Annotated in this window: 26 protein-coding genes and 1 pseudogene; 26 read left to right on the top strand and 1 reads right to left on the bottom strand. The window is 48.8% G+C overall.

All coding sequences use genetic code 11. From position 1 onward, the window contains the following. Positions 1 to 239 precede the first annotated feature (239 nt). From rpsA to MBEAL2_RS12510, 9 genes are all read left to right on the top strand, one after another. The gene (gene rpsA / locus MBEAL2_RS12550) at positions 240 to 1409 is read left to right on the top strand and encodes a 30S ribosomal protein S1 (protein WP_047152645.1); all 1170 of its coding nucleotides are present in this window, start codon (positions 240 to 242) and stop codon (positions 1407 to 1409) included. Between the two features lie 14 nt (positions 1410 to 1423). Then, positions 1424 to 2488 carry a type 2 isopentenyl-diphosphate Delta-isomerase gene (gene fni, locus MBEAL2_RS12545; protein WP_047152644.1) on the top strand — a complete coding sequence of 355 codons (1065 nt, stop codon included), beginning with the start codon at positions 1424 to 1426 and terminating at the stop codon, positions 2486 to 2488. A gap of 97 nt (positions 2489 to 2585) precedes the next feature. Then, positions 2586 to 3215, top strand: a complete 630-nt coding sequence (locus tag MBEAL2_RS12540; protein WP_047152643.1) for a hypothetical protein — start codon at positions 2586 to 2588, stop codon at positions 3213 to 3215. Positions 3216 to 3220: 5 nt separating this feature from the next. Then, positions 3221 to 4111, top strand: coding sequence for a YIEGIA family protein (locus tag MBEAL2_RS12535; RefSeq protein ID WP_047152642.1), 891 nt, complete (start codon positions 3221 to 3223; stop codon positions 4109 to 4111). Between the two features lie 10 nt (positions 4112 to 4121). Then, entirely contained in the window at positions 4122 to 4316 is a 195-nt protein-coding gene (locus MBEAL2_RS12530) for a capping complex subunit for YIEGIA (RefSeq protein WP_047152641.1), read from the top strand. A gap of 95 nt (positions 4317 to 4411) precedes the next feature. Beyond that, positions 4412 to 5728 (top strand): ribosome biogenesis GTPase Der, encoded by a 1317-nt coding sequence (gene der / locus MBEAL2_RS12525; RefSeq protein WP_047152640.1) that lies wholly within the window; start codon positions 4412 to 4414, stop codon positions 5726 to 5728. 18 nt (positions 5729 to 5746) lie between these two features. Next, positions 5747 to 6334 (top strand): glycerol-3-phosphate 1-O-acyltransferase PlsY, encoded by a 588-nt coding sequence (gene plsY, locus MBEAL2_RS12520; RefSeq protein WP_047152639.1) that lies wholly within the window; start codon positions 5747 to 5749, stop codon positions 6332 to 6334. 16 nt (positions 6335 to 6350) lie between these two features. Next, positions 6351 to 7397 carry an NAD(P)H-dependent glycerol-3-phosphate dehydrogenase gene (locus tag MBEAL2_RS12515; RefSeq protein WP_047152638.1) on the top strand — a complete coding sequence of 349 codons (1047 nt, stop codon included), beginning with the start codon at positions 6351 to 6353 and terminating at the stop codon, positions 7395 to 7397. Between the two features lie 77 nt (positions 7398 to 7474). Continuing rightward, a complete protein-coding gene (locus MBEAL2_RS12510) occupies positions 7475 to 7741 on the top strand; it encodes a stage VI sporulation protein F (RefSeq protein ID WP_047152637.1) in 267 nt (88 codons plus the stop codon). 137 nt (positions 7742 to 7878) lie between these two features. Here MBEAL2_RS12510 and MBEAL2_RS31095 read toward each other — a convergent pair whose 3' ends face one another. Beyond that, positions 7879 to 8376 carry a hypothetical protein gene (locus tag MBEAL2_RS31095; protein ID WP_152667785.1) on the bottom strand — a complete coding sequence of 166 codons (498 nt, stop codon included), beginning with the start codon at positions 8374 to 8376 and terminating at the stop codon, positions 7879 to 7881. Positions 8377 to 8504: 128 nt separating this feature from the next. On the opposite strand from MBEAL2_RS31095, the gene MBEAL2_RS30205 reads away from it, so the two are divergent. The 17 genes and pseudogenes from MBEAL2_RS30205 to aroH all read left to right on the top strand — a co-directional run bounded on the left by MBEAL2_RS30205 (position 8505) and on the right by aroH (position 21426). Then, positions 8505 to 8681 carry a DUF2768 family protein gene (locus MBEAL2_RS30205; RefSeq protein ID WP_082129920.1) on the top strand — a complete coding sequence of 59 codons (177 nt, stop codon included), beginning with the start codon at positions 8505 to 8507 and terminating at the stop codon, positions 8679 to 8681. Between the two features lie 30 nt (positions 8682 to 8711). Continuing rightward, the gene (locus MBEAL2_RS12495) at positions 8712 to 9053 is read left to right on the top strand and encodes a 2Fe-2S iron-sulfur cluster-binding protein (RefSeq protein WP_047152634.1); all 342 of its coding nucleotides are present in this window, start codon (positions 8712 to 8714) and stop codon (positions 9051 to 9053) included. Between the two features lie 2 nt (positions 9054 to 9055). Further along, complete coding sequence (locus MBEAL2_RS12490; RefSeq protein WP_047152633.1) at positions 9056 to 9787, top strand: YphF family lipoprotein; 732 nt, start codon at positions 9056 to 9058, stop codon at positions 9785 to 9787. A gap of 197 nt (positions 9788 to 9984) precedes the next feature. Continuing rightward, positions 9985 to 11463: a stage IV sporulation protein A gene (gene spoIVA / locus MBEAL2_RS12485; RefSeq protein WP_047152632.1), complete on the top strand. Its 1479-nt coding sequence runs from the start codon at positions 9985 to 9987 to the stop codon at positions 11461 to 11463. Between the two features lie 270 nt (positions 11464 to 11733). After that, positions 11734 to 12006: a non-specific DNA-binding protein Hbs gene (gene hbs / locus MBEAL2_RS12480; RefSeq protein ID WP_047152631.1), complete on the top strand. Its 273-nt coding sequence runs from the start codon at positions 11734 to 11736 to the stop codon at positions 12004 to 12006. Between the two features lie 134 nt (positions 12007 to 12140). Further along, a complete protein-coding gene (folE, locus tag MBEAL2_RS12475; RefSeq protein WP_047152630.1) occupies positions 12141 to 12704 on the top strand; it encodes a GTP cyclohydrolase I FolE in 564 nt (187 codons plus the stop codon). Between the two features lie 66 nt (positions 12705 to 12770). Next, positions 12771 to 12998 carry a trp RNA-binding attenuation protein MtrB gene (mtrB, locus tag MBEAL2_RS12470; RefSeq protein WP_047152629.1) on the top strand — a complete coding sequence of 76 codons (228 nt, stop codon included), beginning with the start codon at positions 12771 to 12773 and terminating at the stop codon, positions 12996 to 12998. A 159-nt stretch (positions 12999 to 13157) separates the two neighbouring features. After that, complete coding sequence (locus MBEAL2_RS29230) at positions 13158 to 13967, top strand: heptaprenyl diphosphate synthase component 1 (protein ID WP_052947683.1); 810 nt, start codon at positions 13158 to 13160, stop codon at positions 13965 to 13967. 2 nt (positions 13968 to 13969) lie between these two features. Further along, the gene (locus MBEAL2_RS12460) at positions 13970 to 14689 is read left to right on the top strand and encodes a demethylmenaquinone methyltransferase (RefSeq protein ID WP_047152628.1); all 720 of its coding nucleotides are present in this window, start codon (positions 13970 to 13972) and stop codon (positions 14687 to 14689) included. A gap of 11 nt (positions 14690 to 14700) precedes the next feature. Then, positions 14701 to 15564, top strand: coding sequence for a UbiA-like polyprenyltransferase (locus MBEAL2_RS12455; RefSeq protein ID WP_047152627.1), 864 nt, complete (start codon positions 14701 to 14703; stop codon positions 15562 to 15564). Next, positions 15561 to 16151: a UbiX family flavin prenyltransferase gene (locus MBEAL2_RS12450; RefSeq protein WP_047152626.1), complete on the top strand. Its 591-nt coding sequence runs from the start codon at positions 15561 to 15563 to the stop codon at positions 16149 to 16151. The genes MBEAL2_RS12455 and MBEAL2_RS12450 overlap by 4 nt, the downstream gene beginning before the upstream one ends. 53 nt (positions 16152 to 16204) lie before the next feature. Continuing rightward, entirely contained in the window at positions 16205 to 17161 is a 957-nt protein-coding gene (hepT, locus tag MBEAL2_RS12445) for a heptaprenyl diphosphate synthase component II (protein ID WP_047152625.1), read from the top strand. Positions 17162 to 17258: 97 nt separating this feature from the next. Next, positions 17259 to 17708: a nucleoside-diphosphate kinase gene (gene ndk, locus MBEAL2_RS12440; RefSeq protein WP_047152624.1), complete on the top strand. Its 450-nt coding sequence runs from the start codon at positions 17259 to 17261 to the stop codon at positions 17706 to 17708. A gap of 130 nt (positions 17709 to 17838) precedes the next feature. Further along, on the top strand, positions 17839 to 18615 hold the full coding sequence (locus MBEAL2_RS12435; protein WP_047152623.1) for a CheR family methyltransferase: 777 nt from the start codon (positions 17839 to 17841) through the stop codon (positions 18613 to 18615). Positions 18616 to 18789: 174 nt separating this feature from the next. After that, positions 18790 to 19950 carry a chorismate synthase gene (gene aroC / locus MBEAL2_RS12430; RefSeq protein ID WP_047152622.1) on the top strand — a complete coding sequence of 387 codons (1161 nt, stop codon included), beginning with the start codon at positions 18790 to 18792 and terminating at the stop codon, positions 19948 to 19950. A 2-nt stretch (positions 19951 to 19952) separates the two neighbouring features. After that, positions 19953 to 21048: pseudogene (gene aroB, locus MBEAL2_RS12425) on the top strand (3-dehydroquinate synthase). Between the two features lie 3 nt (positions 21049 to 21051). Next, positions 21052 to 21426 carry a chorismate mutase gene (gene aroH, locus MBEAL2_RS12420; protein ID WP_047152621.1) on the top strand — a complete coding sequence of 125 codons (375 nt, stop codon included), beginning with the start codon at positions 21052 to 21054 and terminating at the stop codon, positions 21424 to 21426. Positions 21427 to 21450: the final 24 nt, after the last annotated feature.

Genomic DNA, 21450 nt, shown 5'->3' with positions numbered 1-21450 from the left:
GTTGCACGCTATTTAGTAACATGCATTTTCCGCGTAACGGCTTTTTTGGTGATTACGCTTGCCTGGTATGCACGGAATATTTCGTAAGCAGCATGTCCGACACTAGCATTTTTCCGCATAACTCTGGTAAGCTAATATAAATTATCAATTATCCTGCTGTTGGCTGTAAATGTTTCTGGTTCATCATGATGGGGGCATTTATTGAGTGAATGGCTTTTATTTCAAGGAGGTTATAGTCTATGGTAGAAGAAAATCAGAACGAAACGAATGATACGCAGAGCGTACAGGTGGACGAGGTGCTTACAGGGACTGTCTCTAAAGTAGATGAAAAGCAAGCACTTATCAATGTAGGATATAAATATGACGGGATTCTTCCGATTAGCGAAGTATCAAGCCTGCATATTGAAAAAGTCGCTGATGTGCTTTCTGAAGGCCAGGAGATTACAGTAAAAGTAATCCGGCTGGACGAAGGAAAGGATGAGTTAATCGTTTCCAAGCGTGCCGTTGACGCGGAAAAAGCGTGGAGCGAGCTGGAGGGCAAGTTTGAGTCTGGCGAGGTATTTGATGCTGTTATCGCTGACAGCGTAAAGGGCGGGCTTGTTGTAGATCTTGGCGTGCGCGGCTTTATTCCGGCTTCCCATGTGGAACGCCACTTTGTCGAAGATTTCTCTGACTATAAGGGAAGAACGCTATCCGTTAAAGTCATTGAGCTTGATAAGGAAAAAAACAAAGTCATCCTTTCCCACCGCGCCGTGCTGGAAGAGGAAGCAAATAAACAAAAACAAAATGTTCTGGATGATTTGCAGGTAGGTTCCGTTATTGAAGGAACCGTACAGCGCCTGACGGACTTCGGTGCCTTCGTTGACGTCGGCGGAGTGGATGGCCTTGTCCACATTTCGGAGATTGCCTGGAACCACGTAGAGAAGCCGGCAGATGTGCTTAAAGAAGGCGACAAAGTCAACGTAAAAATCCTTAAAGTAGATAAGGATAACGAGAGAATCAGCCTCAGCATTAAAGCAACGCTTCCTGGACCATGGGAGCAGGCTTCCGCTGATTTCAAAATCGGCGATGTCGTAAAAGGAACGGTTCGCCGCCTCGTTAGCTTCGGTGCATTCGTAGAAGTGGCACCGGGCGTAGAAGGGCTTGTTCATATCTCGCAAATTGCCAACCGCCATATTGCTACACCGGACGAGGTGCTTAAAGAAGGCGAAGAAGTAAATGTGAAGATTCTTGATATTAACGTTCAGGAAGAGCGCATGAGCCTGAGCATCCGGGAAGCACAGGAAGAAAAGCAGAAGAAAGAAACGAAAAAAGAAATTGCCAACTACCAGGCTAACGATAACGATGGCGGTATGGGTGTAACGATTGGTGACCGCATGGGCGACTTATTGAAGAAATTCAAATCATAACTTGAGGAAGAGCGATGGAAAGAATTTCACGTAAACGCGAACACGTAGAGCACGCTCTAGCAGCCGGCCAATCCGGAGAACACGGACTGGATGATGTGAAGTTTATTCATAATTGCCTGCCTGGTATAGGGAAACAGGATATTGCATTGCAGACAACTGTCGGCGGACTCACCATGAGTTCGCCGATTGTTGTCAATGCGATGACAGGCGGCGCGAAAGAAACTCACAGTATAAACCGGGTACTGGGCATGATAGCACAAGAGACGGGCCTTGCTATGGCTGTTGGATCTCAAATGGCCGCTGTTAAGGATCCCGCTCTTATCGATACATACAGGATTGCCCGCAAAGTAAACCCAAAGGGGATTCTACTTGCTAATCTCGGTGCTGAGGCCTCCCCTTCGATGGCAAAACAGGCGATTGAAATGATTGAAGCGGACGGGCTGCAGATTCATCTTAATGTTATGCAAGAGCTCATTATGCCGGAAGGGGACCGGGATTTCAGCGGTGCGGCGAGAAGAATTGAGAAGATTGTAAAAGAGGTCGACGTCCCTGTTATCGTGAAGGAAGTTGGCTTTGGAATCTCAAGAGAAGCGGCAGCGAGGCTAACGGATTGCGGTGTGTCGGTTATTGATGTAGGAGGGCGCGGGGGGACCAACTTCGCGCAAATCGAAAACGCCAGACGCAAGCTCCCGTATGAAATGTTAAACAGCTGGGGAATTACGACGGCGGCAAGCCTGCTTGAAGTGTCCGAATATGCCGGGGCATTGGATGTGATGGCGACAGGCGGCATCCGAACCGCCATAGAAGCGGCAGCCAGTATCGCTCTCGGAGCTTCTGCAGTCGGCATGGCCGGGGCTTTTCTTCGCTATGCCGTTGAGGAGAAGGTAGTGGAGGCGGTCAGCTACGTCCAAACGCTGCATAACCAGCTTGAAATCATTATGACCGCTCTCGGCGCGGCAACGGTAAAACAGCTGCAGTCCGTTCCCCTCGTTATTACAGGCGATACGTACCACTGGGCAGCGATGCGCGGCATTGACTGCAGTTTATGGGCACGAAGAACGATGCGTACAATGGAATAAATACCATCCGGCATATCCGATCGGGTGGTATTTTTTCTTTTTGGCAATAATAAGGGGAGTAACTAGGAATGTAATGGAAGGAGTATAGCGATACGCCATGAATGCAGGTTATTTATCTTTGTTTTGCGTTATTATCCTACTGATTTTACAGTGGATGGGATGGCTGAACCCGTTTTTGTCCCAGCTTCGTATACGCCCTTATGTCTTTGTGAGCCTCTTGCTTACAGTGTATGCGGGAAGCGGGTGGGTTCTTTCTCTTACCCCTCATATCCAGGTATACCCGGTAACATATGCGCTTCCACTGGTGTTTTTTTTCTATTTGTGGATGAAAGAGCAGGAGGAAATTCGTCCGCATTTACTGGCCGGAGGGCTGCTTGCCGGGGCGACGCTTTTTCTTTTGCGCTATATGCTCTGGCTTGATCCGGTTTTACAGATTGGGGGGGAAACATATTTAGTCGCACTGCTCGCCGTATCGCTCTCACTGCTGATTGCGCGTACGCTCTTTCATGTGTTTATTGTCATCGGGATCGGTGTTAGTGTGATGGAAGTGATTTTAGAGGCCTGGACGTATGAGAGAAGCGGATACTTCATTGTTGGCGATCTGCACTATAGAGATATTCTTGTTTTTTCGCTGCTCGTGTCCCTTGTTTCATGGCAGGTGTTCGTTTCTGCTGTCGGAGCCGGATTTTTTGCTGTCCGGAAGCTGTTCGCCAGAAGGAGTAGATAGGCCCAATGGCAAACTATACAGTCGCTGTGACAATAGGCATTGTTTTCGGCACGCTTGCCCGGTTGTATATGATGCGAACGGATTACCGTCAGTATCCGTCGTATCCACATGGCCGGATTATTCATTTTGCGCTTGGCGTTATCGCAGCGAGCCTCGGTTCGGTTGCGATCCCTGCTCTCCTCCAGTCTAACTGGACGGCGGTAACGTTTCTCTCTCTTGCCGCTCAGCAGTTTCGCGACGTGCGCAACATGGAGAGAAACATGCTCCAGCAGCTGGATACGATGGAGCTGGTCCCGCGCGGCGTCACATATATCGAAGGGATTGCCCAGGTATTTGAGGGCAGGAACTATCTTGTTATGCTTACTTCCATTGTGTCCACTTTTGCTGCAATAAAACTGTCTGTTATATGGGCAGTGGCAGCAGGGATCCTTACGATTTTGATTGATAAATGGCTGATGAGCGGAAAGGTATTGTCCGATATTGCCACCATTGAAGAGGGAGAACTTACTTTTAACGGGCCGAACTTGTATGTTGGTGGCATTCACATTATGAATATAGGGCTTCAAGCGGATCGGGAGACAATACAAAAGCACGGGGTTGGTCTGGTTGTCATTCCTAAAAGCCCAAGCAGCCTTGTAACAATCGCTAATCTAGGCCAGCGGCAGGCTATTTTGCACGATGTATCTACCATTGTCGGAGTGTACCGGGATACGGGCGAGCCCGGTTTGGTACCGATGGCCAAGCGGGATTTGGAAAACGGGCGGCTTGGTTTGTTTCTTCTTCCGCAGGAAAACAATTCAGGGCGAATCATGCAAACCGTAAAAAGGGTACCGGTGCTCGACAGCGCGGTCCGCATGCCGCGTGAGATCGCAGGAAATTCAAAACAGAAGGGATAGATGCAGCGCTATGGCTACCTCGCTGGGAAATTTCATTCTGGCTGTGATTACAATGGATCGAAATCGTGTCGGAGGCGGAGCCCCTGTCTTTTATGCCAATTCACAAAAGGAGCTGCAGGAGATTGCAGCGACCCTGGAGAGGACGATAGATGGAATGGCCCATGAAGTCACGGCCGATACACTCATCATCATCAAGCATTCATGAAGACAACTTATAGATGGATAACCCGGTTTATCTTGCTTGTCCATACGATTCAATTTATGATAAGAGAGACGTCTAAAAAGAGAGGTATGTAAGTTATGGGAAATCCAGTAGTAGCGATTGTCGGCCGTCCGAATGTCGGAAAGTCGACGATTTTCAATCGAATTGTTGGGGAGCGCCTGGCGATCGTCGAAGACGTGCCGGGTGTAACACGGGATCGCCTTTATAGCCGGGCAGAATGGCTGGGGCATTCATTCCACCTTATCGACACGGGTGGGATTGATTTTGATGATCATGATATTCTGCTTGATCCGATTCGGCACCAGGCTGAGCTTGCCATTGATGAAGCGGATGTTATTATTTTTGTGGTGGACGGGACGACAGGAATTACCGATTCGGATCAGGAAGTGGCAAGGATGCTTTACCGTTCGAAGAAGCCGATCGTCCTTGCGGTAAATAAGATTGATAATACGCAGCGGCTCAATGATGTGTTCGAGTTTTATTCGCTCGGCTTTGGCGAACCATTCGCTGTATCCGGAGCCCATGCCATCGGGATTGGCGATATGCTTGATGAGGTCATCAAGCATTTTCCGGAAAGAGAAGAGGACGAATATGATGAAGATGTGATTCGCGTTTCCGTCATCGGCCGTCCGAACGTTGGAAAGTCATCGCTTGTAAATGCCCTCCTTGGCGAAGAGCGTGTTATCGTCAGTGATATCGCAGGTACAACAAGAGATGCCATTGATACGCCGTTCACCTTCGAAGAGCAGGACTACGTTCTTATCGATACAGCCGGGATGCGAAAGCGCGGCAAAGTATACGAATCAACGGAGAAATACAGCGTGATGCGTGCTCTGCGTGCGATGGAGCGGTCCGATGTCGTCCTTGTCGTGCTCGACGGAGAAGAAGGAATTATTGAGCAGGACAAGAAAGTCGCAGGCTATGCCCACGAAGCAGGGCGGGGCGTTATTATCGTTGTAAACAAGTGGGATGCCGTCGAGAAAGACGAAAAAACGATGAACCGTTTTATCGCGGACATTCGCGAAGAATTTAAGTATTTATCGTATGCGCCCATTGTATTCGTCTCCGCAAAAACAAAGCAGCGCATACAGACGATTTTACCAAAAGTCTCGCAGGTAGCGGAACAGCATGCAATGCGCATTGCCACACCAGTGCTAAACGATTTGATCCACGAGGCGACCACGGTTACCCCGCCGCCGACAGATAAAGGGCGCAGGCTGCGCGTCAACTACGTTACACAGGTTGCGGTGAAACCGCCTACGTTTGTGCTGTTTGTAAACGATAGAGAATTAATGCATTTCTCATACCAGCGTTATCTGGAGAATAAAATTAGAGAAGCGTTCCCGTTTGAAGGAACTCCGATACGTATTTTGGTGCGTAACAAATCGGAATAGGGAGAAGAGGTACCTTATATGAGTGCGGTTGTCATTATACTGGGCTATTTGTTAGGTTCCATTAGTTTTAGTGTTTTAATCGCAAAAAGGGTTGCAAAGATTGACATTCGAAAGCACGGCAGCGGCAATGCCGGGGCAACGAACACGCTGCGCGTGCTCGGCAAGGGGCCTGCCATTCTTGTTCTGCTGCTTGACGCGGCGAAAGGAGCCGCTGCTGTGTTGCTCGCCGATGCGCTTGCGGGAAACAGCCCGTGGGTCATTGTGCTGTCCGGCATTGCTTCCATTATCGGGCACAATTGGCCGGTCTTTTTCGGCTTTCGCGGCGGCAAGGGGGTGGCGACCACGATTGGTGTGCTGCTCGCTGTGGCCCCTGTTCCCTCGCTTATCGCTGTCGTGCTCACTGTGGCGGTGATTGCCGCCACTCGCTATGTATCCGTAGGTTCGCTGCTTTTTGTCACAGCGGTTCCCATCATTTTGTTCCTCTTTAAGGAACCTGCAGCCTATGTTGTGGGAACCTTGCTGATTGCACTGCTCGGCTATGTGCGGCACGCCGAGAATATTAGCCGCCTTATCCAGGGGAAAGAGAGAAAGCTGGGGAAATCATAAGGGAGAGTGGGGAAGTATGGAACAGAAAGTAGTGGTAGTCGGGGCAGGAAGCTGGGGGACGGCCATTGCGACGGTTCTGGCGGAAAACCATAGTGAGGTAGCCCTGTGGGCGCGGCGGGCTGCACTTGCCGGGGAAATTAATCAGGCACATGAGAACAAACAGTACCTGCCGGGAATTTCTTTGCCCGAAAACATCGTCTGCGATCATGTGCTGGAGAATGTTGTCCCGGGAAAAACATTTATTTTCCTCGTTGTTCCTTCTCATGCTATGCGGGAAACGGTGCGGAATTTAGTCCCTCACCTACATAAAGAGGCCATCCTTGTTCATGCGACCAAAGGGATCGAAATTGAATCCATGAAGCGGATGAGTGAAGTCATCGCCGAAGAGCTGCCTGCGTCTTATAGAGAAAGAATTGCCGTCCTTTCCGGGCCAAGCCACGCGGAAGAAGTCGGCCGGAAGGCGCCAACAACCGTAGTGGTAGCTTCGGAGGCGATGGGAATTGCCGAAAAGGTACAGGACGTACTCATTACCCGTCATTTTCGGGTATACACGAATCCTGATGTGATTGGTGTAGAGATGGGTGGCGCCTTGAAAAATATTATTGCTCTTGGAGCGGGTGTAAGCGACGGACTTGATTTTGGAGACAATGCTAAGGCCGCTCTTCTCACGCGGGGGCTTGCAGAAATTAGCCGGCTTGGCATAAAATTGGGTGCCAACCCGCTCACTTTTTCCGGACTTGCCGGACTCGGTGATCTGGTTGTGACGGCGACAAGCAGGCACAGCCGGAATTGGCGAGCGGGCAACATGATTGCACAGGGGCTGAGTGTGGAAGAAATACTCACACGTATGGGAATGGTCGTAGAAGGAATCAAAACAACGAAAGCCGTCCATAAACTGGCGCATGAAGTAAAGGTTGATATGCCGATTACACGGGAATTGTATTCCCTTCTGTTTGAGAATAAAGCGCCAAGGGAGGCGGTCGGGGATTTAATGGGACGGGTGCGCCGGCATGAAATGGAAGAAGTTGCGCTCGAATATTTTGAAGCGAACAACCAAACGTGAGGAAATAGCGGCACTCTTCCCCGCCCTCTCTCATACACTATTGTTGTACATTTGAATGAGAGAGGGGTATGAGAACAATGACGAAAATCCCAAAAAAATTCCTGGATAAATTACAGAATAAAAATGTGGACACGTCTAAGTTAGAGAACCTGGCAAGCGGTGTGAAACGAGGAGACTTAAATGACGAACAAAAGGTGCGCCAGCTTATACGCCAGCTCGGACTGCTTGCTAATGTCCAGATAGATAAGAATAAAGAAGACCGGATCGTGAACTATATAAAAAATAATGATATTCAAGGCAGCGACACAAGCGCACTGATGAAACTTCTGAAAAATAAATTGTAGAGAGCAGAAATAGGCTGTAAATGTTGTTACAAGCACTACCTGCGGGGCATAAGGTATATCAGGGTTCTCAAAATCATACAGGGTTCTCCTGTGCAAAGCAAGGGTACAGTAAAAAAGAAGGATAATGCGGATTCGCATTATCCTTCTTTGTTTTCATCAGATGCCGCGCTTTCGTCCATTTCGAGCAGCGCTTGCACAAGAGGGGAATTGAGAAGGCTAATAATTTGCCGGAAATCAACAGTGTTTAGTGTTTTCATAAACGAAAGAGGAATGCTACTTTTCTCTCCTGTCGTTTTGGCTGCCGCCCGCAGCGTAGAACGGGTCTTGCTGCTTTCGTTCCATCGGTCATACATTCCTAATAAGTTCGTAAGTGTATCAAGCGTCTGTTCCATCTCCGCCATCGTTCCCCTCATCTGGCTTGACCACTGCCTGACAGTGCGGATCGATGCTTTCATTTCGGTAGGTGATTTCGTGAGGAGAGATGGAAGTCCTTTTAGAAATGACGATTTTGATGCGGGTAGATTTGGAGTTTTCACTGCTGGTAAAGCAGCGGTACGTTCTCTCGGAGCCGTCGATGCCGGTCTTTTCACCTTGCGTCTTTTGGCCTGCGGACCTCGCCGCCTCTGGGTATTCATACTGCGCGCTCCTTTCATCTAGCGTATTCAACTTATACTATGCTTCTGTCCTGTAATCGGTTCGATTGCGGGAGGGTTGTGCTATAATATGGGATATAGAGGGAAAATAAGGGGACGAAGAGGGTCTTATGGAGAAAATGTTTTATGCACTGAGCGCGATTGGGATGATGTTTGCCTCTAATTTTTTTATTATTTATGCGCGGAAATCGTCAAAAAAAGTGTTTCGTTTTTCACTGTCCGTTTTTGCCTATGTTGGGCTAATTGGCGCTTTTTTACTCATGATGGCCGTACTGCTCACATTTTGACGGAGAATAGGATAGCAGGAGTTGTATATCATGCCGAAGATTACCTTTAACCCTGGGAATAAGAAAGTAGAAGTGCGGCAAGGGGAAACGATATTGCGAGCCGCCTCCAGAGCACGTATTTTTATACCTCAGCGATGTGGAGGAAAAGGTTCCTGTACAATGTGCAAGATTCACGTAAAAGCCGATAGCCAGGTCTCCTCCCCGAAAGAAGTGGAAAAACGGATGATTGGCGATTTGAACCTGACCGGCGGTATGCGCCTTGCCTGCCAGGCACGGGTACAGGGGGAAGTCTGTGTTGAACTGCCGGAAAATAAGCTCAAAGCCGCCGTTCGAGCCCAGCTTGAGAGACAAGGGCAGGAGGACGAGTGGTAGATATGAGGCTTGAAAGATACAATAAAATTTCACTTCTTTTCTTTTTATTTGCCGTTACGATCCTTCTATTAACGGGGTGCGCGTATCCGAAGCAGAAAATGATTCAGAACAGTGCGCCCCCGCTTCAGCAAATTAAAATGGTTCAGGATGCGGTTGATGCTTACAGGAAGGACACCGGCGTGCTTCCGATTGAAACGAAAGATGCCATTACCCCTGAGTATGAGCGATACCCGGTTGATTTCAGCCGAATTGTACCCAAGTATATCCCCTACATTCCCGGAGCGGCCTTTGAAGCTGGCGGCAGCTACATGTTTATTCTCCTTCACGCGGAGGAAAAGCCGGAAGTTCGCTTGATTGATTTAAATGTGTCACAGAAAGTACAGACGGTGCAGGAGAAGGTGACCCGCTACTATACCGCCAGACAGACGCTTCCTCTTGGGAAAAAACTGGCGGACGGTTTCTATGCGGTCGACTACGATAAACTAAGGATGCAGGAAGAAACATATAAGAGCCCGTTTAGCCAGCAGGAGCTTCCGTTTGTTATAAATGATAAAGGCATCGTAGGCATAGATTATGCCATGGATTTAAGCATGGCGCTGCGTAGCACCAGCACCAGGCCGAAGCCGGGGGAGGACATCCGTTCCATCCTCGTCGCTGCCTCACCGCTTGCTCCGGTTAAGTCTTTCTCCTACCATCTGGTTAACGGAGAGCCGCAGCTTGTGAAAGAAAACTAAAAGGCATATCTGATCCGAACCCAGCATATTCTGTATTAAACAGGACAGGGCTGGACGTGAAAGCAAGAGAGCGTTAGCCCAGATGGCTATCGCTCTTTTCTGTACAAAGGGTCTATTTTCCTTACGGCCTTCATAAGATGAATAGTGTCCTTATAGTACAAGAAGTTGAAGCTAGCCGAAAGTGAGGAGGGTAAAAGGTGGAACGTATTGACATTTTTAAAGACATTGCAGAACGTACCGGGGGAGATATTTATATCGGTGTCGTCGGTCCTGTTCGTACGGGAAAATCAACGTTTATTAAGCGGTTCATGGAAACGGTTGTCATCCCGAATATCCCGAACGAATCAGAGAGAGTAAGGGCCATTGATGAATTGCCTCAAAGTGCTGCTGGAAGAACAATCATGACCACAGAACCGAAATTCGTTCCTAACAACGCGGTGGAGATTCGTGTGGCAGACGGACTCAATATTAATGTCCGCCTGGTCGATTGTGTTGGGTATGCAGTGGAAGGGGCACGCGGATATGAAGATGAAAACGGCCCCCGTATGGTAACAACCCCGTGGTATGATGAACCCGTTCCTTTTGAAGAGGCAGCCGAGCTTGGAACCCGCAAAGTAATCCAGGAGCATTCGACCCTTGGCGTTGTGATTACTTCTGACGGTTCGATTGCGGAAATTCCCCGCTATGACTACGCCCAGGCGGAAGAAAGAGTCATTAATGAGCTAAAAGAGGTTGGTAAACCATTTGCGATTGTTATCAATACGATCCATCCCGGCAACCCTGAGACGCTAACGCTTCGCGCAGACCTGGAAGAGAAGTATGATGTGCCTGTTCTTGTCATGAGTGTGGATTCGATGGACGAAAGAGAAGGGCTTGCGGTTCTCCGCGAGGTATTGTTCGAGTTCCCTGTCCATGAAGTGAACGTCAACCTCCCCTCCTGGGTAATGGTTCTCAACTCTGAACATTGGCTCCGCCAAAACTTCGAGGAAGCGGTTCGTGACACAGTGAAGGACATCCGCCGACTCCGCGATGTGGATAGGGTTGTCGGCTACTTTAGTGACTATGACTTTATTGAGCGGGCGGCATTGTCAGATATGAATATGGGCCAGGGTGTGGCCGAAATCGACCTTCATGCTAACGATGAATTGTACGACCGGATTCTGATGGAAATCGTAGGGGTCGAAATTCGGGGAAAAGATCACCTCCTCCAGCTCATGCAGGAATTCAGTGTGGCGAAAAAGGAGTATGATAAAGTCTCCGGTGCTCTGACGATGGTAAGGCAGACCGGATACGGGATCGCACCGCCATCCTTAGAAGAAATGAAGTTAGACGAACCGGAGATTATTCGCCATGGCTCCCGCTTTGGCGTACGATTGAAAGCGACGGCGCCTTCTATCCATATGATTCGTGTAGACGTAGAGTCCGAATTTGCACCGATTATTGGCACGGAAAAACAGAGTGAAGAACTTGTGCGTTACCTCATGCAGGATTTTGAGGATAATCCGCTAAGCATCTGGAATTCGGATATCTTCGGGCGTTCACTCAACTCGATTGTTAACGAAGGAATATCGGCTAAACTCTCGATGATGCCGGATAATGCACGGTATAAGCTGCAGGAAACGCTGGAGCGGATTATCAACGAAGGTTCCGGAGGATTAATTGCGATTATTCTTTAGGCAGAAAAGCAAGGTAGGGAAAACTGTATAGCAGATAAATGCCGGCTTCTCCGCCTTCGGATGAAGCCTTTTTCCTGTTTCGGGTAGTAAATCGTCCGATTGTATGGGCGAATATGGGCCTGTTTCGTTAAAATCCCTTGTATTACAGCGTTTTCTATATTAAGATTAGCATGTCCAATGTTAAAAAATGCAGGAAATACGTATATTTCGCCAACAAATCGTTAACAACGTATAACAAGATATTTCCCCTGTGGGAGGAGGTGAAGAAAAATGAACAAAACTGAATTAATTGCTAAAGTGTCTGAAACGGCCGAACTCACAAAAAAAGATGCAACAAAAGCTGTAGATGCTGTGTTTGACGCAATTGCGGAAGCTTTAAAAGAGGGCGATAAGGTTCAACTGATCGGCTTCGGTAACTTTGAAGTACGTGAGCGTGCGGCTCGTAAAGGCCGGAACCCACAGACTGGCCAGGAGATTGAAATTGCTGCAAGCAAGGTGCCAGCCTTTAAACCGGGTAAGGCATTGAAGGACGAGATTCAATAGCAGCGTACATAGTATGACCGGGCTTGATTTATTAATCTTGCATCTAAGCAGGAGCTGTACAGTAAATGTACGGCTCCTTTTAGTATAAACAAAAACCCTGGTTTATTATTCCTTGAGTGAAAAGGAGAAAAATCATGAGTGTAGATCACAAGAAAATACAAGAGGCTGTCCGCATGATTCTGGAAGCTGTAGGAGAGAACCCTGACCGTGAAGGGCTGCTTGACACCCCGGCGCGCGTAGCGCGGATGTATGAAGAAGTATTTATGGGTTTGAAGCAGGATCCAGGAGAGTATTTTTCTGTCGTATTCAGCGAGGACCATGAGGAGCTTGTTCTCGTAAAAGATATTCCTTTCTATTCTATGTGCGAGCATCACCTTGTCCCGTTCTATGGAGTGGCCCATGTCGGATACATTCCGAAGGGCGGGCGTGTCACGGGGCTATCCAAGCTGGCACGCGCCGTAGAAGCGGTGGCCAGGCGGCCGCAGCTGCAGGAAAGGATTACGGCTACCGTAGCTGACGCGATCGTAGAAACTCTGGACCCGCATGGCGTTGTTGTTGTGGTCGAAGCGGAACACCTCTGCATGACGATGCGCGGCGTGAAAAAACCGGGGGCAAAGACGGTGACATCGGCCGTGCGCGGCGTTTTCGAGAAGGATGCGGCTTCACGCGCAGAAGTATTCAGCCTCATAAAAGATTGACAGCGTTTCCTTTTTGCGACATAGTTAGTTCATAAACGATCTTGAGATTGATAAGGGGGAGCGTACTTGAGTCTGCCATCCACTGAGTTTATTGTCATTAAAGCACTTGAGAACGGCGTAAATGTAATCGGGTTAACCCGCGGGGAATCTACAAAATTCCATCACTCCGAGAAGCTCGACAAGGGAGAAATTATGATTGCCCAGTTTACTGAACATACATCCGCCATTAAGATAAGAGGAAAAGCCGTCGTTCAAACGAGCCACGGCACGATCGATACGCTGAGCGAGGAATAACTGTATCGGTAAAACAAGCAGGCAGGCCCTGCTTGTTTTTTGCTTTTTATTTATAGGCAGGAAATTTATAATTAGCGTAGTGTAGGCTTACATTAATATGGTATACTTTAAAAGTATGTTTTCAGTAGGCGCGGAATGTTTTTTTGGGGGATGCATATTATGGAACTTTTGAAGAGTAATTTACGCGAAGAAATCGAAGAGATACGTAAGCAAATTGGCATGAATGTGGACAATCAGGTTCTTCGTCAGCACATTGAGCACCCGCCGGTCTCCCAGCTTCGAATTCACCTGCTGTTCCTTTACTTGCAGCAGCAAGGTCTGCCTAAATCTGTCATCAGGCGGTACATAGTAACAAGCATGCTTATTCAAATGGCACTGGACAGCCATGAACTTGTAAGCCTTAAGCAGGAAGAAACGCTGAGAGGCACCCGCTCGCGCCAATTAACCGTGCTGGCGGGGGATTATTTCAGCAGCCGCTATTATTATTTGCTTGCCCAAATAGAAGACGTGGCGGTGATCCGCAGTCTTGCCCGAAGCATTGAGGAGATTAACGAGCGGAAAATCAGCCTTTATTGGAACGACAAGTGGGCGGCAGAAGAGTATTTGCAGTGCAAAATTGCGATTGAGGCGTCGCTGCTTCAGTCTTTCGTGTACAGCAGGGAAACGGAGAAGAAAGAAGAATGGTCCCGCTTCATCTTCCAAATGCTTCTTATTGAGCACCTGCTGCAGGAATACAAGGCGTGCAGGCAGGGAGCTGAAGGCGGAATATACTGGCGGCTGCTAAATGAGGAAGAAGGAACGCGCAACAGCTACCAGCTCATCCTGCAGCACTTACACAGAGCCATCCACCAGTGCCGGAAGCTTGTTCCACTGCTCGGGAATGATGAATTGCGTGCAGAATTAAAGCATGTCATTGATGGATGTGCGCTGGAATTGGACAACCAGAACGCAAGGGCAGAGGAGATGTAACGATGGAAGAAAGATTGCAGGGAGAAGAGAAGGCGGAGTTTGTTCACTCTGTCTTTGAATCCATCGCGAAGGACTACGACCGGATGAATTCGGTCATTAGCTTTGGGCGCCATGTTGCCTGGCGCGAATATACGAATCGAAGAATGGGTGTCAAGGCAGGAGAGACTGCCATTGACCTTTGCTGCGGTACATGCGATTGGACGATCAGCCTGGCGAATGCCATAGGGCCGACAGGAGAAATCGTAGGTCTCGATTTCAGCCAGAATATGCTTGACGTTGGCGCACAGAAGGTTAAAAAGCAGGGATTAAACCAGATTACCCTTGTAAACGGGGATGCGATGAAAATCCCGTACCCGGACAATTCGTTCGATTATGCTACGATTGGTTTTGCCCTCCGCAATGTGCCGGATTATAAGCAGGTAATACGGGAGATGGCGCGTGTCGTAAAGCCCGGGGGACAAGTTGTGTCGCTTGAGGTGAGCAAACCGCCGTTTATTCCGTACCGTAAGCTATTCTTTTTCTACTTCTACAACCTGCTTCCAGTAGTGGCAAAGCTTGTGGTGGATAAGTACGAAGAATACAGCTGGCTCCCCAATTCGCTTACAAACTTTCCTGACAGCAAGCAGCTTGCGGATGTGTTTCGTGAAGCGGGTCTTACGGATGTAGAAACAAAGCTGTTTGTTGGCGGTGTTTCAGCACTTCATATTGGATTTAAGAAATAGGTGGGCATACAATGAGAAAGTTACGGATAATTCTAGAAATGATTAAGTTTGAGCATACGATTTTCGCCCTGCCGTTTGCCTTTATGGGTGCGATTCTCGGCAGCTTTGTCGTGAACGGCACATGGCCGGCGTGGAGCCAGATTTTCTGGATTATTATGGCGATGGTTGGCGCGCGCAGCGCAGCGATGGCGCTAAACCGCCTGATTGATCGGAACTTCGACGCGGAAAATCCACGCACGGCGATGCGTGCCATTCCTGCGGGGCTTATAAGGGACAAGGAAGTGCTCCTTTTCATCATTGTCTCTTTTATTGTTCTGTTTGTGGCAGCTTTTCAGCTGAATATGTTAGCTGTTAAATTAATGCCGATTGCGGTGTTTTTTCTTGTGCTGTATTCGTACACCAAAAGGTTTACCTGGGCGTGCCATTTAATTCTCGGGATTGCAATCGGGCTCGCGCCGCTCGGCGGATGGGTAGCAACGACAGGCCGCGTGGATTGGATGGGTATTTTGCTGTTCGTTTCGGTGGCCCTGTGGACTGCGGGATTTGACGTCATCTACGCCTGCCAGGATGCTGAATATGACCGGGAGAGAGGGCTTTATTCCATCCCCAGCTTTTTTGGGATTGCCAGAGCATTAAAACTGGCGCGCTTGTTCCATTTCATTACGATCGCGGGCTTTATTGCGCTATGCCTTCTCACACAGCTGCATATTTGGTTCGCAGTGGGGATTTTAATTTCGGCGATGATTCTTATTTATGAACACCGGCTTATTTCCCCGCATGATTTATCTAAGCTTAATACGGCTTTCTTTACAATGAACGGCGTATTGAGCGTGGTTGTATTTTCATTTACTTTGATTGACCTGGTGATGAGATGAGGAAAGTGTTTGTTGTCGGTATTACGGGTGCAAGCGGGGCTGTATACGGGGTACGGCTTACCCGTCAGCTGCTGCTGCACGATTATAAGGTTCATTTAATTATAACGGAAGCGGGCTGGCAGGTTTTTAAAGAAGAGTTAGACTGGGATACATCTGACAGAGAACTGATAATGAAGACGAAGTTTCCGGCAGAGCAGGGGGAACTTCATTATCATACGCTTCGTGATTTTACCGCGCCTGTCGCAAGTGGCTCCTATCGCAGTGATGCAATGGTCATTGTGCCGTGCTCGATGGGGACGCTTTCAGGCATCGCTCATGGCGCCTCCGGTAATCTGCTCGAGAGAACAGCGGATGTGATGCTGAAGGAAGGGAAAAAGCTCGTGCTCGTTCCGCGGGAAACACCGCTGAACGCGATTCAGCTTGAGAATATGCTCCGTCTATCGCAGCTTGGAGCGCGTATTGTGCCCGCGATGCCCGGGTATTATCATAAGCCGCAGACGATGGATGATGTCATTAATTTTGTCGTAGGAAAAATGTTAGATACTCTCGATGTGCCGCATGATTTATTCCGTCGGTGGGGAGATTGAGCAAAAGATAAAGATTTAGCAGTGAACAGTACTGGTAAAATGGGTGGAGCGCAATGAAACTAGCAGATATTTTTTTTCCGTTTCGATCGGATATGAATTATATTGAACGTGAGCTGGACCGTGCGATTGACACAGCAGAGCCTGTGCTTCAGAAAACATCCAGCCATTTGCTTAAAGCCGGGGGGAAACGGATTCGCCCTGTTTTCGTTTTGCTTGGGGGAAAGTTTGGAACGTATGATATTACGAGGATTAAGCATGTAGCCGTATCACTGGAGCTCATCCATATGGCGACGCTCGTGCACGATGACGTTATTGATGATGCAGAACTGCGGCGCGGGAAAATTACAGTGAAATCGAAGTGGGACAATCGCATTGCTATGTATACAGGGGATTACATACTGGGGCGTGCCCTCGTGATTGCCACGGAGCTGGCAAATCCGCAAATTCATAAAATACTGTCCAATGCTATTGTAGAGATGTGTATTGGAGAGATTGAGCAAATTCGTGACTTTAACAATTGGGATCAGAATCTGCGGCAATATCTCAGGCGCATTAAAAGAAAGACGGCGCTCCTCATTGCGATTAGCTGCCAGCTGGGTGCCATTGCGAGTGAAGCACCGGCTGCCGTTGTTCGAAGCTTGTATACATACGGATACAATGTTGGCATGGCCTTTCAGATTACAGATGATATTCTCGATTTCACCGGGACTGAGAAAGAGCTCGGCAAGCCGGCAGGCAGCGACTTGCGCCAGGGGAATATTACCCTTCCGGCTCTATATACGTACCATAGCAGCCGGGAAGCCGAGCAGTTTCAGCAGATGGTTCGGGATCAGATTGATGCCAAACATCTGATTAATACGATTCGAAACGGGGAAGGAATTTCCCACGCCCGGCAGCTTGCGGACCGCTACCTGCTGCGCGCAGAGGAAGCGCTTCGCGGCCTGCCCGATAACAAAAATAAAGAGGCGCTGTTAAAAATCGCGCGCTTTATCGGAGAAAGGCAATCTTAATGCCTGTTGCAATCAAATCGCTGATTTGTTAAAATTTTCGATGTGTGGCAATGGGACATACATACTTTTCCAATTATAAAAATGGAGGTTTTACTGCATGGCTAAGCAACGCACATTTACTATGGTTAAGCCTGACGGAGTACAACGCAATCTTGTAGGTGAAATTGTGACCCGTTTTGAAAAGAAGGGATTTCATTTAGTCGGAGCTAAATTAATGAATGTAAGCCGCGAATTGGCGGAAGAACATTATTCAGAGCATAATCAGAAGCCTTTCTTCGGGGAACTGGTTGACTTCATTACTTCCGGTGCTGTATTCGCTATGGTATGGGAAGGCGAGAATGTCATTTCAACGGCCCGCAACATGATGGGGAAAACAAACCCTGCAGATGCAGCTCCTGGAACGATTCGCGGCGATTATGGAATCAGCATGGGCATGAACATCATCCACGGATCGGATGCACCTGAAACTGCTGAGCGTGAAATCGGCCTCTGGTTCAAGCAGGATGAACTTAACGAATACGAAAAAACGATCAACAAGTGGATTTAAGCACAATGCTTAAGAGAGGCCGGGAGATATTCCGGCCTCTTTTTTCAGTGATAAAGAAAGAAGGAAAACAATGGACAGCCTCGAATAGTATGTAGGGAAACTTTGCAGGGACATAAAGGGGATAGCACGTATGGAAGATAGAGATTTTGTACAATTCATCACGAACGTAAAGAGAAAGACAGGGATTAATCTGGCACAATATAAAGAGGCCCAGATGAAGCGCCGCCTTACCTCTTTAAGGATGAAGCGGGGATTTGACAACTTCGCCCCTTTTTTTGAGGCGATGATGAAAAACCAGGAGCTATTTGATGAATTCCTGGATCGAATGACGATTAACGTATCCGAATTTTTTCGCAACCCGAGCCGTTGGCAGGTGCTTGAGAATAAAATTATTCCGCGAATGCTCAAAGAAAAAGGGAAAATAAAGTGCTGGAGTGCGGCCTGCTCTACCGGGGAAGAGCCGTATTCGCTGGCGATGCTTCTCTCAAGATTCACGCCGCTTCGCGAAGTTGATATTACTGCGACCGATCTGGATGAAGGGGCTATCGCCAGAGCGAAGAAAGGCATATATACGGAGCGTTCTTTGCAGGATGCGCCTAAAGATCTCGTAAGTAAATATTTTAAGAAAGACGGTACGATTTATGCTGTTTCAGACGAAATAAAGCGTCTCATCAAGTTTAAGCGGCACAATATGCTTGCCGATCCTTTCGAAAAGAACTATGACCTGATTGTTTGCCGCAACGTCATGATTTACTTTACGGAAGAGGCGAAGAATGAGCTGTACCATAAGTTTTCCGCCTCGCTTCGCACGGGCGGGGTGCTGTTTGTGGGGAGTACCGAGCAGATTTTTCAGCCGCAGCAGTATGGATTTGAGCCAGATGATACGTTCTTCTACCGGAAGGTGTAAGCTTTTCCATAATGGAAAAAACAGGGGGGAGACACCGCGTGTTGTGCCTTCCTTTTTTGTCGCTTTAGAGGTATGCTGCTTTAAAGCGCAAAAGATTTTCTTATTTTTTTCTATGATTTTGTGTAAGGCTATACTATAATAGCACTTAAAAAGTTAAAAGGGTGGAGGGAAACAATGAGATATTTGACAGCGGGAGAATCACACGGGCCGCAGCTTACGGCCATTATTGAAGGCGTGCCGAGCAATCTGCCCTTTTCGATAGACAAGATTAACGAGCAGCTTCTCCGGAGAATGAAGGGGCACGGCAGGGGCCGCCGGATGCAAATCGAGAAAGATCAGGTTAAGGTGGTGGCCGGTGTGCGCCATGGAAAAACAACGGGGGCGCCGATTTGCCTTGTAGTGGAGAATAAGGACTGGACACACTGGGAGAAAATTATGTCGCCTGAACCTGTGGAGGAAAATGAAGACAAGCGCCGCGTTGCACGCCCGCGGCCAGGACATGCTGATCTAAACGGCGCGCTGAAGTATAATCAGCGTGACATGCGCAATATTCTTGAACGTTCAAGCGCGCGGGAAACAGCCGTTCGTGTAGCTGTCGGTGCAGTGGCACGCCAGTTGTTAGAACAATTCGACATTATGGTGGCAGGGCACGTGCTTCGAATCGGGGAAGTGGAAGCCCGGCGCATTGATGTACCGATTAAAGAAATGATCCAGCGGACCGAAGAGTCACCTGTACGCTGTCTTGATGAAGAAGCTGCCGTACGCATGATGGCCTTAATTGACCAGGCGAAAGAAGAAGGGGACTCCCTCGGCGGCATTGTGGAAGTCGTTGCGGATGGAGTGCCGATCGGCCTTGGCAGCCATGTGCAGTGGGATCGCAAGCTTGACGGGCGCCTTGCCCAGGCGGTGATGAGCATCCAGGCGTTTAAAGGGGTCGAAATCGGCATCGGATTCGAAGCCGCCTCTCAGCCGGGTTCCCAGGTGCACGACGAAATTATACTGGACGAGAACAATCTATATTCCCGGCAAACGAACCGCGCCGGCGGGCTGGAAGGCGGAATGACCAACGGGATGCCGGTCATTGTACGCGGCGTGATGAAGCCCATTCCAACACTGTATAAGCCTTTAAACAGCATTGATATCGATACGAAAGAAACGTTTGCTGCAAGCATCGAAAGATCAGACAGCTGCGCGGTACCGGCGGCGAGCGTTGTCGCTGAATCGGTTGTATGCTGGACGCTTGCCGATGCGCTTGTTGAAAAATTCGGCGGAGATTCGCTTGAAGAAATGAAAAAGAACTATGCCAGCTACCATGAGCATATTGCGGAGTTTTAATTATGAGGCGCCTTGAGGTTTCACTGGGTGAGCGCTCGTACCCGATTTGGATTGGGCCCGGCGTGCTGGATGAGCTGCCCCGTTTGTTGCAGCAGGCCGGAATTGAAACAGGGAGAAAGCTTTTTATCGTGACGGATTCAAATGTCGCACCTTTCTATCTGGGCAAGGTTACACAAATACTGCAACAGGGAGGATATGCCGTCTTTTCTTTTGTAGCTCAGGCGGGAGAAAAGGCGAAAAGCCTCCACGTGTACGAACAGATTATGACAGAAGCGCTCCAGGCGGGTCTTGATCGCAAATCTGCATTCCTGGCGCTTGGCGGGGGCGTGGTGGGGTGACTTAACGGGATTTGTGGCGGCAACGTATATGCGGGGCGTCGATTTCATTCAGGTTCCCACGACACTGCTGGCACACGACAGCAGTGTCGGCGGGAAAGTTGCCGTTAATCATCCGCTGGCAAAAAATACAATCGGCGCTTTTCACCAGCCGAAGCTCGTTGCCTATGATACAGCGCTGCTTCACACCCTTCCGGACCGCGAAATTGCTGCAGGATTCGCTGAAGTGATTAAGCATGGGCTCATCTGGGATGAAACGTTCGTTTCCTGGCTGGAAGCAAACGAAGAGGCTCTGCAGCAGCTTGATCATGATCTCCTGCAGGAGACACTGCTTCGTGCCTGCAGCATAAAAGTATCTGTCGTATCAGAAGATGAGAAAGAAGCGGGGCTTCGTGCCATCCTGAACCTTGGTCACACGTTTGCTCACGCGTTTGAATCGCTATCCGGCTATAAAAAAATAAATCACGGCGAAGCTGTCGCAATTGGCATGGTGGGAGCCGCGCTTCTTGCTGAGAAGATGCACATAGCGGAAAACATAAGTGCCCGTACACGAAACATACTCCGTACATACCGCTTGCCTACGTCGCTTGAAGAGGATCTTTCGGCAGATGAAATGATCGAAGTAATGCGCCGGGATAAAAAAGGCGAAGGCGGAAAACTTGTTTTTGTGCTTCCTACGGAGATGGGGAAGGTAAAAATTGTAAAAGATGTGGATGAGAAACTTGTGCGTGAAGTGCTGCACGAGCTTAAAGGAGGAGAATAAGCAATGGCAGTCCGTGGTATACGTGGTGCGATTACCGTCGCCGAGAACAGTGAGCAGGCCATCCTGGAGGCGACGGAGAAAGTAATGCGTGCACTTGTCCGGGAAAACGAAGTGAACGCTGAAGACGTGGGGAGTGTAATCATTACCGTTACACACGATCTTGACGCTGCATTTCCGGCGCGTGCCGTCCGGCAACTGGACGGATGGGAGCTCGTTCCGCTCATGTGTTCCAATGAGATTCCGGTTCCAGGGAGCCTAGAGAAATGCATTCGAGTCATGGCGCTCGTGAATACGGAGAAATCCATTCGGGAAATACGCCATGTGTTTCTTGAAGGAGCCGCTGCTCTGCGGCCGGATTTGCGTACAGAGGCAAGATAAAAAAATGAGCAGGTTGACAGAATC

Origin of the sequence: Aneurinibacillus tyrosinisolvens (assembly GCF_001015055.1) — a bacterium.
Classification (GTDB): domain Bacteria; phylum Bacillota; class Bacilli; order Aneurinibacillales; family Aneurinibacillaceae; genus Aneurinibacillus_A; species Aneurinibacillus_A tyrosinisolvens.
Note: the sequence above shows the minus strand (reverse complement) of the source record. Positions and strands in the feature narration are given on the sequence as shown.

Bases quoted from the DNA above. Each gene is read 5' to 3' on its own strand.
- rpsA (WP_047152645.1), top strand. From the start codon at position 240: ATGGTAGAAGAAAATCAGAACGAAACGAATGATACGCAGAGCGTACAG.
- fni (WP_047152644.1), top strand. From the start codon at position 1,424: ATGGAAAGAATTTCACGTAAACGCGAACACGTAGAGCACGCTCTAGCA.
- MBEAL2_RS12540 (WP_047152643.1), top strand. From the start codon at position 2,586: ATGAATGCAGGTTATTTATCTTTGTTTTGCGTTATTATCCTACTGATT.
- MBEAL2_RS12535 (WP_047152642.1), top strand. From the start codon at position 3,221: ATGGCAAACTATACAGTCGCTGTGACAATAGGCATTGTTTTCGGCACG.
- MBEAL2_RS12530 (WP_047152641.1), top strand. From the start codon at position 4,122: ATGGCTACCTCGCTGGGAAATTTCATTCTGGCTGTGATTACAATGGAT.
- der (WP_047152640.1), top strand. From the start codon at position 4,412: ATGGGAAATCCAGTAGTAGCGATTGTCGGCCGTCCGAATGTCGGAAAG.
- plsY (WP_047152639.1), top strand. From the start codon at position 5,747: ATGAGTGCGGTTGTCATTATACTGGGCTATTTGTTAGGTTCCATTAGT.
- MBEAL2_RS12515 (WP_047152638.1), top strand. From the start codon at position 6,351: ATGGAACAGAAAGTAGTGGTAGTCGGGGCAGGAAGCTGGGGGACGGCC.
- MBEAL2_RS12510 (WP_047152637.1), top strand. From the start codon at position 7,475: ATGACGAAAATCCCAAAAAAATTCCTGGATAAATTACAGAATAAAAAT.
- MBEAL2_RS31095 (WP_152667785.1), bottom strand. From the start codon at position 8,376: ATGAATACCCAGAGGCGGCGAGGTCCGCAGGCCAAAAGACGCAAGGTG.
- MBEAL2_RS30205 (WP_082129920.1), top strand. From the start codon at position 8,505: ATGGAGAAAATGTTTTATGCACTGAGCGCGATTGGGATGATGTTTGCC.
- MBEAL2_RS12495 (WP_047152634.1), top strand. From the start codon at position 8,712: ATGCCGAAGATTACCTTTAACCCTGGGAATAAGAAAGTAGAAGTGCGG.
- MBEAL2_RS12490 (WP_047152633.1), top strand. From the start codon at position 9,056: ATGAGGCTTGAAAGATACAATAAAATTTCACTTCTTTTCTTTTTATTT.
- hbs (WP_047152631.1), top strand. From the start codon at position 11,734: ATGAACAAAACTGAATTAATTGCTAAAGTGTCTGAAACGGCCGAACTC.
- folE (WP_047152630.1), top strand. From the start codon at position 12,141: ATGAGTGTAGATCACAAGAAAATACAAGAGGCTGTCCGCATGATTCTG.
- MBEAL2_RS29230 (WP_052947683.1), top strand. From the start codon at position 13,158: ATGGAACTTTTGAAGAGTAATTTACGCGAAGAAATCGAAGAGATACGT.
- MBEAL2_RS12460 (WP_047152628.1), top strand. From the start codon at position 13,970: ATGGAAGAAAGATTGCAGGGAGAAGAGAAGGCGGAGTTTGTTCACTCT.
- MBEAL2_RS12455 (WP_047152627.1), top strand. From the start codon at position 14,701: ATGAGAAAGTTACGGATAATTCTAGAAATGATTAAGTTTGAGCATACG.
- MBEAL2_RS12450 (WP_047152626.1), top strand. From the start codon at position 15,561: ATGAGGAAAGTGTTTGTTGTCGGTATTACGGGTGCAAGCGGGGCTGTA.
- hepT (WP_047152625.1), top strand. From the start codon at position 16,205: ATGAAACTAGCAGATATTTTTTTTCCGTTTCGATCGGATATGAATTAT.
- ndk (WP_047152624.1), top strand. From the start codon at position 17,259: ATGGCTAAGCAACGCACATTTACTATGGTTAAGCCTGACGGAGTACAA.
- MBEAL2_RS12435 (WP_047152623.1), top strand. From the start codon at position 17,839: ATGGAAGATAGAGATTTTGTACAATTCATCACGAACGTAAAGAGAAAG.
- aroC (WP_047152622.1), top strand. From the start codon at position 18,790: ATGAGATATTTGACAGCGGGAGAATCACACGGGCCGCAGCTTACGGCC.
- aroH (WP_047152621.1), top strand. From the start codon at position 21,052: ATGGCAGTCCGTGGTATACGTGGTGCGATTACCGTCGCCGAGAACAGT.